The organism is Streptomyces sediminimaris, assembly GCF_047049295.1.
Classification (GTDB): Bacteria; Actinomycetota; Actinomycetes; order Streptomycetales; family Streptomycetaceae; genus Streptomyces; species Streptomyces sediminimaris.
Map to the genome: position 1 here is coordinate 4,978,668 of NZ_JBJWOT010000001.1, position 12,922 is coordinate 4,991,589.

8 protein-coding genes are annotated in these 12,922 nt (G+C 71.3%); 6 read left to right on the forward strand and 2 right to left on the reverse strand.

Going from position 1 to position 12,922, the window contains the following annotated elements; translation table 11 throughout:
- The first annotated feature begins 5 nt into the window (after nucleotides 1–5).
- The 4 genes from nuoL (at nucleotide 6) to recQ (ending at nucleotide 7,487) form a co-directional block, all read left to right on the forward strand.
- Nucleotides 6–1,952: an NADH-quinone oxidoreductase subunit L gene (gene nuoL / locus ACJ9NR_RS23215; RefSeq protein ID WP_412494261.1), complete on the forward strand. Its 1,947-nt coding sequence runs from the start codon at nucleotides 6–8 to the stop codon at nucleotides 1,950–1,952.
- 5 nt (nucleotides 1,953–1,957) lie between these two features.
- Nucleotides 1,958–3,529, forward strand: a complete 1,572-nt coding sequence (locus tag ACJ9NR_RS23220) for an NADH-quinone oxidoreductase subunit M (RefSeq protein WP_412494262.1) — start codon at nucleotides 1,958–1,960, stop codon at nucleotides 3,527–3,529.
- Entirely contained in the window at nucleotides 3,526–5,184 is a 1,659-nt protein-coding gene (gene nuoN, locus ACJ9NR_RS23225) for an NADH-quinone oxidoreductase subunit NuoN (RefSeq protein WP_412494263.1), read from the forward strand. Before ACJ9NR_RS23220 ends, nuoN begins: the two co-directional genes overlap by 4 nt.
- 245 nt (nucleotides 5,185–5,429) lie before the next feature.
- Nucleotides 5,430–7,487 carry a DNA helicase RecQ gene (gene recQ, locus ACJ9NR_RS23230; protein ID WP_412494391.1) on the forward strand — a complete coding sequence of 686 codons (2,058 nt, stop codon included), beginning with the start codon at nucleotides 5,430–5,432 and terminating at the stop codon, nucleotides 7,485–7,487.
- A gap of 78 nt (nucleotides 7,488–7,565) precedes the next feature.
- Here recQ and ACJ9NR_RS23235 read toward each other — a convergent pair whose 3' ends face one another.
- Both ACJ9NR_RS23235 and fahA read right to left on the reverse strand, forming a co-directional pair.
- The gene (locus ACJ9NR_RS23235; protein ID WP_412494264.1) at nucleotides 7,566–8,507 is read right to left on the reverse strand and encodes a M56 family metallopeptidase; all 942 of its coding nucleotides are present in this window, start codon (nucleotides 8,505–8,507) and stop codon (nucleotides 7,566–7,568) included.
- Nucleotides 8,508–8,829: 322 nt separating this feature from the next.
- Nucleotides 8,830–10,059, reverse strand: coding sequence for a fumarylacetoacetase (gene fahA / locus ACJ9NR_RS23240; RefSeq protein ID WP_412494265.1), 1,230 nt, complete (start codon nucleotides 10,057–10,059; stop codon nucleotides 8,830–8,832).
- A 218-nt stretch (nucleotides 10,060–10,277) separates the two neighbouring features.
- On the opposite strand from fahA, the gene ACJ9NR_RS23245 reads away from it, so the two are divergent.
- Nucleotides 10,278–11,546, forward strand: coding sequence for a carboxylate--amine ligase (locus ACJ9NR_RS23245; RefSeq protein ID WP_412494266.1), 1,269 nt, complete (start codon nucleotides 10,278–10,280; stop codon nucleotides 11,544–11,546).
- A gap of 69 nt (nucleotides 11,547–11,615) precedes the next feature.
- A complete protein-coding gene (locus ACJ9NR_RS23250; RefSeq protein ID WP_412494267.1) occupies nucleotides 11,616–12,845 on the forward strand; it encodes an NAD(P)-binding domain-containing protein in 1,230 nt (409 codons plus the stop codon).
- The last annotated feature ends 77 nt before the right edge of the window (nucleotides 12,846–12,922 follow it).

The window sequence follows — 12,922 nt, forward strand, 5'->3', positions numbered from 1 at the left end:
GAATCGTGGAGAACCTGATTGCGCTGCTGGTGGCGGCGCCACTGCTCGGAGCGGCCGTACTGCTGTGCGGCGGCCGGCGGCTCGATGCCGTCGGCCACTGGATCGGCGTGCTGATGTCGACCGCGTCCTTCGTGTTCGGTGTGATCCTCTTCGCCGACCTGCTCGGCAAGGACGCCGAACACCGGACCCTGATGCAGCACCTGTTCAGCTGGATCCCGGTCGGGGGCTTCCAGGCGGACGTCACCTTCCGCCTGGACCAGCTGTCGATGACCTTCGTCCTGCTGATCACCGGCGTCGGCTCGCTGATCCACCTGTACTCGGTCGGGTACATGGAGCATGACGAGCGCCGCCGCCGCTTCTTCGGCTACCTGAACCTGTTCCTCGCGGCGATGCTCCTGCTGGTCCTCGCCGACAACTACCTGCTGCTGTACGTCGGCTGGGAGGGCGTGGGCCTCGCCTCCTACCTGCTGATCGGCTTCTGGCAGCACAAGCCCAGCGCGGCGACGGCGGCGAAGAAGGCCTTCCTGGTCAACCGGGTCGGCGACATGGGCCTGTCCATCGCGATCATGCTGATGTTCACGACGTTCGGCACCTTCGCCTTCGGGCCGGTCCTCAGCCACACCGGCGACACAAGCGAGGGCAAGCTCACCGCGATCGGCCTGACGCTCCTGCTCGCCGCCTGCGGCAAGTCCGCCCAGGTGCCGCTGCAGTCCTGGCTCGGGGACGCGATGGAGGGCCCGACCCCGGTCTCGGCCCTCATCCACGCCGCGACGATGGTGACCGCGGGCGTCTACCTCATCGTCCGCTCCGGAGCGATCTTCAACGCCGCGCCGGACGCGCAGCTGGCGGTCGCCGTGGTCGGTGCCGTCACGCTCATCTTCGGTGCGATCGTCGGTTGCGCGAAGGACGACATCAAGAAGGCACTGGCCGGCTCGACGATGTCGCAGATCGGCTACATGGTGCTGGCCGCGGGCCTCGGCCCCATCGGCTACGTCTTCGCGATCATGCACCTGGTGACGCACGGCTTCTTCAAGGCCGGGCTCTTCCTCGGCGCCGGATCGGTCATGCACGGCATGAACGACGAGGTCGACATGAGGAAGTACGGCGGCCTGCGCAAGTACATGCCGGTCACCTTCATCACCTTCGGCCTCGGCTACCTCGCGATCATCGGCTTCCCGGGCCTGTCCGGATTCTTCTCCAAGGACAAGATCATCGAGGCGGCCTTCGCGAAGGGCGGCACCGAGGGCTGGATCCTGGGCGCGTGCGCCCTGGTGGGCGCGGCCATCACCGCGTTCTACATGACGCGCGTGATGCTGATGACGTTCTTCGGCGAGGAGCGCTGGAGGAACCGGTCCACCCGCTCTCCCGAGGCACCGAGCGCGGAGCCCGCCGCCGAGCACCGGGGCGAGCACGCCGAGCCGCACCCGCACGAGTCCCCGAAGGTCATGACGATCCCCATGATCGTGCTGGCCATCGGGTCCGTCTTCGGCGGCGCGTTCTTCAGCATCGGCGACCGCTTCCTGCACTGGCTGGAGCCGGTCACCGGGCACAGTGAGGGCAACTCGCCGGTCGGCGCGGCGACGATCACCGGCGCGACCATGGCCTGCCTGGTCATCGGCGTCGGCGTCGCCTACGCCATGTACAGCCGCCGCCCGGTCCCCTCCGTCGCCCCGCGCGGATCCCTGCTCACCCGGGCCGCCCGGCGCGACCTGCTGCAGGACGACTTCAACCACGTCGTCCTGGTCCGCGGCGGCGAGCACCTCACGCGCTCCCTGGTGTACGTCGACCACACCCTGGTCGACGGGGTCGTCAACGGCACGGCGGCCTCGGTCGGCGGCCTGTCCGGGCGAATGCGCAAGCTGCAGAACGGCTTCGCGCGCTCCTACGCGGTCTCGATGTTCGGCGGTGCGGCGCTCATCATCGCCGCGACCCTGCTGATGAGGGCGGTCTGATACCGATGTCCTTTCCTCTGCTGACAGCGACGGCGGTGCTCCCGGCGATCGGGGCGGTCGCCACGGCGGCCGTGCCGGCCGCGCGGCGCACCGCCGCGAAGTGGCTCGCGCTGCTCGTCTCGCTGGCCACCCTCGCCCTCGCGATCACCGTCCTGGTCCGCTTCGACCCGGGCGGCGGCCGCTACCAGCTCACCGAGTCCCACGCCTGGATCAAGGCCTTCGGGGTCAGATACGAACTGGGCGTGGACGGCATCGGGGTGGCGCTGCTCGCGCTGACCGCCCTGCTGATCCCGTTCATCATCCTCGCGGGCTGGCACGACGCCGATCCGCTGGAGACCGGAAGCAGGCGGTGGCGGCCGACGCAGGGCTTCTTCGCCCTGATCCTGGCCGTCGAGGCGATGGTGATCATCTCCTTCGAGGCCACCGACGTCTTCCTCTTCTACATCTTCTTCGAAGCCATGCTCATTCCGATGTACTTCCTCATCGGCGGCTTCGGGGACCACGCGCACGAGCACGGCGAGGAGGCGGCGTCGACGCAGCGGTCGTACGCCGCCGTGAAGTTCCTCCTCTACAACCTGGTCGGCGGCCTGATCATGCTGGCCGCGGTGATCGGCCTGTACGTGGTCGCCGGGAACTTCAGCCTCCAGGAGATCGCCCAGGCCCGGGCCGACGGCTCGCTCCACATGGCGACGAGCACCGAACGCTGGCTGTTCCTCGGCTTCTTCTTCGCCTTCGCGGTGAAGGCGCCGCTGTGGCCGCTGCACACCTGGCTGCCCAACGCCATGCAGGAGTCCACCGCGCCGGTCGCGGTCCTGATCACGGCGGTCGTCGACAAGGTGGGCACCTTCGCGATGCTCCGCTTCTGCCTCCAGCTCTTCCCGGAGGCGTCGAAGTGGGCGACGCCCGTCATCCTCGTCCTCGCCCTGATCAGCATCGTCTACGGGGCGCTCCTGGCCGTCGGCCAGCGGGACATCAAGCGGCTGGTGGCGTACGCGTCGATCTCGCACTTCGGCTTCATCATCATGGGCATCTTCGCGATGACCAGCCAGGGCCAGTCCGGTGCGACGCTCTACATGGTCAACCACGGTATTTCCACGGCCGCGTGGATGCTGCTCGCCGGATTCCTCATCTCGCGGCGCGGCTCGCGGCTCATCGCCGACTACGGAGGCGTCCAGAAGGTCGCCCCGGTGCTCGCCGGCACGTTCCTGATCGGCACGCTGGCGACGCTCTCCCTGCCGGGGCTCGCGCCCTTCGTGAGCGAGTTCCTCGTCCTGGTCGGCACGTTCACGCGCTATCCGGCGATCGGCATCATCGGCACCTTCGGCATCGTCCTCGCCGCGCTCTACGCCCTCGTCCTGTATCAGCGGACGATGACGGGCCCGGTGAAGCGGGAGGTCTCCGCGATGCCCGACCTCAGGGTCCGTGAACTCGTGGTCGTCGCCCCGCTGATCGTCCTGCTGGTCTTCCTGGGCGTCTACCCGAAGCCGGTGACGGACATCGTCAACCCGGCCGTGAAGTCGACCCTGTCCGACGTACACAAGAAGGACCCCAAGCCCTCGGTGGAGGCGGCCAAGTGAGCGCAACAGCCGTCCACAGCCTGTGGACAACGGCGGCCACCGCGGCCGACCCGATCTCGAAGATTCCCGCGCCGAAGATCGAATACGGGCAGTTGTCGCCCACCTTGATCGTCGTGGGCGCGGCGATCGTCGGGGTGCTGGTCGAGGCGTTCGTGCCACGCAAGTCCCGTTACTACGCCCAGCTGTTCGTCTCCGCGGTCGCGCTCTGCGCCGCCTTCGCGGCGGTCGTGGCACTCGCGGCCGACGGGTACGGCACCACCAAGGCGCACATCGCGGCGATGGGCGCGATCGCGGTCGACGGGCCGTCCCTGTTCCTGCAGGGCACGATCCTGCTGGCCGGACTGGTCGGCCTGTTCACCTTCGCCGAGCGGCGCCTGGACCCGCAGGCGCACGGCAACCGCGTCGACTCCTTCGCCGCGCAGGCCGCGTCCGTGCCGGGCAGCGAGAGCGAGAAGGCCGCGGTGAAGGCGGGGTTCACCACCACCGAGGTGTTCCCGCTGCTGCTCTTCGCGGTCGCGGGCATGCTGGTCTTCCCGTCGGCCAACGACCTGCTGACGCTCTTCGTGGCCCTGGAGGTCTTCTCGCTGCCGCTCTACCTGCTCTGCGCGGTGGCCCGCCGCAAGCGGCTGATGTCGCAGGAGGCCGCGGTCAAGTACTTCCTGCTCGGCGCCTTCGCCTCCGCGTTCACGCTGTTCGGCATCGCGATGCTGTACGGCTACGCGGGCTCGGTGACGTACGCGAGGATCGCGCAGGTCGTCGACGGCACCGTCACGAACGTCGACCCGGCGCTCGCGGGCACCATGGGCAACGACGCGCTGCTGCTGGTCGGCGGCGCCATGATCGTCATGGGGCTGCTGTTCAAGGTGGGCGCGGTCCCGTTCCACATGTGGACGCCGGACGTCTACCAGGGTGCTCCGACCCCGGTGACCGGGTTCATGGCGTCGGCGACGAAGGTGGCGGCGTTCGGTGCGCTGCTCCGCCTGCTCTACGTCGTCCTGCCCGGACTGCGCTGGGACTGGCGGCCGGTCATGTGGGCCGTCGCGATCGTCACCATGCTGGGCGGCGCGATCGTCGCGATCACCCAGACGGACATCAAGCGGCTGCTGGCGTACTCCTCGATCGCGCACGCGGGATTCATCCTCGCGGGTGTCATCGCGACCTCGAAGGACGGTGTCTCGTCCGTCCTCTTCTACCTGGCCGCGTACTCCTTCGTGACGCTCGGCGCGTTCGCCGTGGTCACGCTGGTGCGGGACGCGGGCGGTGAGGCGACGCACCTGTCCAAGTGGGCCGGGCTGGGCCGTCGCTCGCCGCTGGTGGCGGCCGTGTTCGCGGTGTTCCTGCTGGCCTTCGCCGGTATCCCGCTGACCTCCGGCTTCGCCGGGAAGTTCGCCGTGTTCAAGGCGGCGGCGGAGGGCGGCGCGGCCCCGCTGGTCGTGATCGGTGTGATCTCGTCCGCGGTCGCGGCCTTCTTCTACATCCGGGTGATCGTGCTGATGTTCTTCAGCGAGCCGCGGCCCGAGGGCCCGACGGTCGCCGTGCCGTCACCGCTGACGACGACGGCGATCGGCCTCGGCGTGCTGGTCACGGTGGTGCTCGGTGTGGCACCCCAGTACTTCCTGGACCTGGCGAACCAGGCGGGAGTCTTCGTGCGCTGATGCGCGGCTGCCGACCGCACAGGGCCCCGGTTCCCGACGGAACCGGGGCCCTTCGCAGTGCGCGGCCGGTCCCTGGGATGGGCGGACGCCCGCCGGGACCACGGCGGATGCCCGCTGGTTCACGGCGGATGCCCGCCGGATTCACCGAGGGCACCGGTACGGGTCTGTGGATAACTCCGATGCTGTCGGTGCGGGCCCCTATCGTTGAGGCAGTGGTCGAGGGACGACGTACGGGGGACACGACGATGAGCGGGACGGGCGGAACCATCGAGATGCCAGGCTTGACCGACGGCGAGGCGCTGGCCACGCTCCACCGGGTCTTCGGCTACGAGTCCTTCCGCGGCGAGCAGGAAGCGGTCATCGAGCACGTGGTGGCCGGCGGCGACGCCGTGGTCCTCATGCCGACCGGCGGCGGCAAGTCGCTGTGCTACCAGATCCCGGCCCTGGTCAGACCCGGCACGGGCATCGTGGTCTCCCCGCTCATCGCGCTGATGCAGGACCAGGTGGACGCGCTGCGGGCACTCGGCGTGCGCGCCGGGTTCATGAACTCCACGCAGGACTTCGACGAGCGCAGGGTGGTCGAGGCCGAGTTCCTGGCCGGCGAGCTGGACCTGCTGTACCTGGCGCCCGAGCGGCTGCGCCTGGACGCGACCCTCGACCTGCTCTCCCGCGGCAAGATCGCGCTCTTCGCGATCGACGAGGCCCACTGCGTGTCCCAGTGGGGCCACGACTTCCGCCCCGACTACCTCGCCCTCTCGCTGCTCGGCGAGCGCTGGCCGGAGGTCCCCCGCGTCGCGCTCACGGCCACGGCCACGCACGCCACGCACCAGGAGATCACCGAGCGGCTGCACATGCCGGCGGCCCGGCACTTCGTGGCGAGCTTCGACCGGCCCAACATCCAGTACCGGATCGTGCCCAAGGCCGACCCCAAGAAGCAGCTGCTGAGCTTCCTGCGGGAGGAACACGCGGGCGACGCGGGCATCGTGTACTGCCTCTCGCGCAAGTCGGTCGAGGCGACCGCGGAGTTCCTCTCGCGCAACGGCATCGAGGCGGTGCCGTACCACGCGGGCCTGGACGCGGGCACGCGCGCGGCGCACCAGTCCCGGTTCCTGCGCGAGGAGGGCCTGGTCGTGGTCGCCACCATCGCCTTCGGCATGGGCATCGACAAGCCGGACGTCCGCTTCGTCGCCCACCTCGACCTGCCGAAGTCGGTCGAGGGCTACTACCAGGAGACGGGGCGGGCCGGCCGGGACGGACTGCCCTCGACGGCATGGATGGCGTACGGCCTCAACGACGTCATACAGCAGCGCAAACTGATCCAGACCGGCGAGGGTGACGAGGCGTTCCGGCGCCGGGCCGCCGCCCATCTGGACTCGATGCTGGCGCTGTGCGAGACGTCCCGGTGCCGTCGCGGACAGCTGCTCGCCTACTTCGGCCAGGACCCCGAGCCGGCCGGCTGCGGCAACTGCGACACCTGCCTCGTCCCGCCGGAGACCTGGGACGGCACGATCGCCGCCCAGAAGGTGCTGTCGACGGTGGTGCGGCTCCAGCGCGAGCGCGGGCAGAAGTTCGGCGCGGTCCAGATCGTCGACATCCTGCTCGGGCGGCGCACGGCCAAGGTGATCCAGTTCGACCACGACCAGCTGTCCGTGTTCGGCATCGGCGAGGAGCTCACCGAGGGCGAATGGCGCGGTGTCGTACGGCAGATGCTGGCCCAGGGACTGCTCGCGGTGGAGGGCGAGTACGGCACGCTGGTGCTGACCGAGGACAGCGGCTCGGTGCTGCGGCGCGAGCGCGAGGTGCCGCTGCGCAAGGAGCCGAAGAAGCCTGCGGCCTCCCGGCCGGCGTCCTCCGGCAAGGGTGAGCGCAAGGCCAGGGCCGCCGCGGCCGAGCTGCCGGAGGAACTGCGGCCCGCGTTCGAGGCCCTGCGCGCCTGGCGCGCCGAGCAGGCCCGGGAACAGGGCGTCCCGGCCTACGTCATCTTCCACGACGCCACGCTCCGCGAGATCGCCACCGCCTGGCCGACGTCGGTGCGGCAGCTCGGCGGCATCAGCGGCGTCGGCGAGAAGAAGCTGGCGACGTACGGGGAGGGCGTGCTGGCGGTACTGGCCTCGCTGGACGGCGCCTCCGACCCGGCGCCCGCGGCAGCTCCCGAGGGCGCCCGCGCGACGGGTACGGACGCGGGTACGGGTACGGACGCAGGTACGGGCACGGACGCGGGTACGGGTACCGGTACGGGTACGGACGCCGAGGACGACTGGCCCGAGACGGACGCGGAGCCGGAACCGGACGACTGGATATGAGGGGCGGACCGGCGCCCTCCCGCAGCGGCCACGTCACGGCGGCCGGGTCGCGTGCGACGGCGGCGCGACGAGCGGCCGTCAGCCCAGCGCCGTCAGTCCAGGCGCGAAAATGATCAGCAGCGGCAGCAGGGGCACCAGCGCGGCGACGGTCGTGGTCAGGGCCCGGTGCCGGCGGCCGAGCCGTGGCGGAGGCTTGAGCAGACGGTCGACCCGTTCGCCGAGGAGGCGGTGGCTGGAGGCGCAGGACAGTACCCCGCGGTGCTGGTTCAGTTCGATCAGGGCCAGTGCGGTGGTCAGGTGGCCGCACCGCCGGGACGCCGTGTCGTCCGCCGCCAGCTCCACCAGCCGGTGCGTCTGCTCGCAGAAGTGGGCGAACAGCGGAACCCGGGGAAAGCCCGTGGCCAGCGCGCTCGACAGGTGCAGGAGCCAGTCGTGGTGGGCGCGGGCGTGGTCGCGTTCGTGGGTGAGGACGGCGTCGAGCTGGTGGTCGGTGAGGCGGTGCAGCGCGCCCGTGGTGACCACGAGCTGGGGCGGGTGACCCGGCATCCACCAGGCGTCGGGGTACTCGTCCTCCAGCACCAGCAGCGGACCGCGCGCCGCCTCCTCCAGCCCGGCGGGCAGCTCGGGGACGCGTTCGCGCAGATGGGCCCGCGCCTGTCCGCGGCGCCGGCGTGCCTCGACGAGCTCACGCGCGAGCATCGTCGTCGTCCAGGCGGCGCCGCAGGCCAGCAGGAGGGTGAGGGTGGCGGCCCAGGACGGGGCGGCGGTCAGGTCGTAGGCCGCGGTCACGGCCGGCGGCGCCGGTGCGAAGACGTGGTCGCGGAAGGTGTGGAAGACGGCGGCCGCGCCGAGCACCAGCGCCGTCAGACAGCACAGCAGGACGGTGGCGACCAGGCACTGCCACACCCACAGCGCGACCACGGGCTCCCGCTCGGGCCACGCCGCCCGTACCAGCGCACGCGGAACCGGCACGGCGGCCATCAGGGCGACGAAGCTCAACAGGAGCAGGCAGACGGTCATGCCACGGTCTCCGGTTCCTGGTCGGAGGAGGGGCGGTGCGGTGGGGTGCTGCGGCGGGGCGTTGCGGCTCGGCGCGCGGGACGCCCGCCGACAGTATGACGGCGAACGGCGCGGGAGTCAGGAGACGATGACCATCCCGTACGTCCCGTGCGGCCACCGTCACGCCCTGCAACTCAGGCCTCCCGCAACGCCCTTGCCGCGACCACCGGCCCGGCCCCGCCCCCACCCGGGTGCTGACCCCCACCCGGAACCGCCCCCACCCGGCCGCTGACCCCCACCCGGACCCGCCTCCACCGGCTGCTGCCCCCCCGCCCGGCTGCCCCTACTCCCGCGTCCCGGCCACGATCCGCCCGCTGACCTCCCCGAGTCCCACCGGCACTCCACCCGGCCCGGGCGCCCACGCCGAGAGGGTCACGATGTCTCCGTCCTCCAGGAAGGTCCGCTTGCCGTCGGGGAGTTCCAGGGGGTCGCGTCCGTTCCAGGTCAGCTCCAGCAGGGACCCGCGCTGGGACGGCTCCGTGCCGCTCACCGTGCCCGAGCCGTACAGGTCGCCGGTGCGCAGGGAGGCGCCGTTGACCGTCATGTGAGCGAGCTGCTGAGCGGCCGTCCAGTACATGGTGGAGAAGGGCGGCTCGGAGATGACATGGCCGTTGAGCGCGACGGAGATGCGCAGGTCGTAGCCGCCGGGCTCGTCGCCGGCGCCCTGGGTGTCGTCCAGATAGGGCAGCAGCGTGTGGGTGCGCTCCGGCGGCGCCACGCGCGCGTCCTCCAGCGCGTCCAGAGGGGTGACCCAGGCCGACACCGAGGTCGCGAAGGACTTGCCGAGGAACGGGCCGAGGGGGACGTACTCCCAGGCCTGGATGTCGCGTGCGGACCAGTCGTTGAGCAGGCACAGCCCGAAGACGTGCTCCCGGAAGTCGCCGAGCGCCACCGGTGTCCCCTGCGGCGAGGGCACGCCGACCACGAAGCCGACCTCGGCCTCGATGTCCAGGCGGACGGACGGCCCGAAGACGGGCGCCGGGTCCGCCGGTGCCTTGCGCTGGCCGGAGGGCCGTACGACGTCCGTGCCCGACACCACGACCGTGCCGGACCGCCCGTGGTAGCCGATCGGCAGGTGCTTCCAGTTCGGCGTGAGCGAGTCCGCCGCGTCCGGGCGGAAGATCTGCCCGACGTTGCGGGCGTGGTGCTCGGACGCGTAGAAGTCGACGTAGTCCGCGACCTCGAACGGCAGGTGCAGCGTCACCGAGGACAGCGGATGCAGGAAGGCCGCGACGGCCTCCTGGTGCGCCGGCACCGTCACCCACGCCGTCAGCGCGCGCCGTACGTCCGACCAGGCGGTGCGGCCCGCGGCGAGGAGCGGGTTGAGCGAGGGCCGGGCGAGCAGGGAGGCGTAGGGGGAGCCGAGCGCGAGCGCCGCCGCGCCCGCGTCGAGGACGTGGTCGCCGAGCCGGACGCCGACGGTCCGCCGCTCCGGATCGCCGGGTGAGAAGACGCCGTACGGAAGGTTGTGCGGTCCGAAGGGGTCGCCCTCGGGGACATCGAAGGGGGGCATGGGGTGGCTGCCTCACTCTCACCGGGTCGCGAGCGTTCTGTCACGGGCCGTCATGTGGCCGGGCCACACGTTACGGCGGAGTTGCCCGCTTGGGCAGTGTCTAAAGAGATTGCAATGTCCGTATTGGTCTTGTCGGAGCACTCAATTCCGGCTTAGCGTCCTTTGGGGGACACGGACGGGGTGGGTCCGGTCCGTAGGGGGGACACGTGGGGGGACCCGTGGCCAGGAGCAGCGGCAGTGCGCCATTTCAGGCCGACCGTGACGTGCCCGGCCTGATCGTCAAGATCGGCGACTATCCGCTGCACCACGGCGGCGTCGGCGCGATCCGCACCCTGGGCCGCCTCGGCGTGCCGATGTACGCGATCACCGAGGACCGCTACACACCCGCCGCCTCCTCCCGCTACCTCAAGAAGGCCTTCACCTGGCCGACCACCGGCACGGAGCACCCGGAGCAGCTGGTGGAGGGGCTGATCCGGATCGGCCGCGGCATCGGCCGTCCCACCGTCCTCGTCCCGACCGACGAGGAGGCGGCCGTCCTGATCGCCGAGCACCAGGACGCACTCGCCGGCAGCTTCCTCTTTCCCCCCGTCGACCCCGCCCTGCCGCGCCGCCTCGCGAGCAAGCAGGGCCTGCACGAGCTGTGCGTGGAGCACGGCATCGCGAGCCCGGCGGCCGCCTTTCCGCAGTCGTACGACGACATCGTGGCCTTCGCCGAGAAGGCCCGGTTCCCGGTGGTGGCCAAGAACCGTGAGGCGTTCGTGCGGCGCAGGCGGCCGGCGGTGAACGGCACGACGCGGATCGCCACCCCTGAGGGCCTGCTGCGCCTCGCCCGCGACTGGGGCGAGTGCCCGGGGGTGATCCTCCAGGAGTACCTGCCGCGGGAGGAGGCGGAGGACTGGATCGTGCACGCCTACTTCGACCGGGACTCCACCCCGCTCGCCATGTTCACGGGAGTGAAGGTGCGCTCCTGGCCGCCGCACGCGGGCATGACGGCGAACGCGTACGTCGTCGACAACCCGGAACTCGCCGACCTCGCCGGCCGTTTCATCAAGCAGATCGGCTTCACCGGCGTCATCGACCTCGACCTGCGCTTCGACCGGCGCGACGGACAGTACAAGCTCCTCGACTTCAACCCGCGCATGGGCGCCCAGTTCCGGCTCTTCGAGAACGAGTCGGGGGTGGACGTGGTCCGCGCCATGCACCTGGACCTCACCGGCCGCTCCGTCCCGGAGGGGGAACAACGGGCCGGCCACCGGTACATCGTGGAGAACATCGACCTGCCGGCCCTGCTCGCCTACCGCCGCAGCGGCTACACGACGCCGCACGCACCGGCGCGCGCGAGCGGGACGGAACTGGCCTGGCTCGCGGGTGACGACCCGCTGCCGTTCCTGACGATGCTCGCGCGCTTCGTGCGGCCGGGCGCGAAGCACCTGTATCAGCTGTGGCGGACCAGCCGCCGTGGCGGCGGCACCGGTTCGAGCGGCTAGCCGAGCGGAGCCGACCAGCCGCGAGAGCCGGACACGAAGTGACGAAGTGACGTCCTGGGGAGGGACTTCGTGATGCAACCGGTTGCAGTCGTGGGCGCCGGGCCGTTCGGCCTGTCGACCGCCGCCCATCTCACGGCGCGTGGCGTTCCGGTGCGGGTCTTCGGCGATCCCATGGTCAGCTGGCGCGACCACATGCCCGCGGGCATGCTCCTGAAGTCGACCCCGGCCGCCTCCAGCATCGACGCCCCGCAACAGGGCCACCGCCTCGCCGACTACTGCGACGCGGCCGGCATCAGGCGGCTGGTGACGGACGAGGACATCATCCCGATCGAGACCTTCATCGGCTACGGCGAGTGGTTCCAGGACAGGCTGGTGCCCGAGCTGGAGCGGGTGCGGGTGGTCTCGGTGGACCGGCACAAGAGCGGCGGCTTCGAACTGAAGCTGGACTCGGGGGAGTTGTTCACCGCCTGCGCGGTCGTCGTGGCGACCGGCCTGTCCGGCCTCGCGCACCTGCCGCCGGAGCTCGCCGCGGCCGTGCCGGACGGACCGGCGCCCACGGGCCCCGTCTCCCACAGCTCCCAGGAGCACGACCTCACGCGCTACGCCGGCCAGGACCTGATCGTCGTCGGCGCCGGGCAGTCCGCGCTGGAGACGGCGGCGCTGGCGGCAGAGGCGGGCGCGCGGGTGCGGGTGGTCTCCCGCGGCCGCGGCAAGGTCGCCTTCGGGGCGCCGCCGTGGAAGCAGCCCAGGCTGCGTCCCGAGTCGCCCTTCGGCCGCGCCTGGTCCCTGTGGGCGCTCAGCCACTACCCGCACCCCTACCGCCACCTCCCGGCCGGGGTCCGCCACTACCTCGTGCGCCGCGTCCTCGGTCCGCTCGGCGCCTGGTGGCTGCGTGACCGCTTCGAGGACAAGGTGCGGGTCAGCGAGATCGACCGGATCGTGCGGGCGGACGCGGCCGACGGCAGCCCGAGGCTGACGGTCCGCACGCAGGCGGGCCACACCCAGGAGCTGACCGCCGACCACGTGATCGCGGCCACCGGGTACCGGGTCGACATCGCGGCGATGGACTTCCTCGGGCACGGACTGCGCACCCGCCTGGCGGTGAGCCGGGGCGCGCCCGAGCTGGGCGCGGGATACGTCTCCTCGGTCCCCGGTCTGTACTTCACGGGCCTGCCGGCGGCGGCGTCGTACGGACCGGTGATGCGGTTCGTGTGCGGCACGGAGTTCGCCTCGCCGAGGCTGGCGGGGCACCTGGTGGCGGCACATGGGCAGAGCCGGGGCCGGGGCGCCGGGCGGTGACGAAGGGCCCGCGGAGGCAAGGAGGTTGAGTGTGAACCACGGTGGGTGCCGTGGTCGTCCGGTTCGCGATGAGTCGG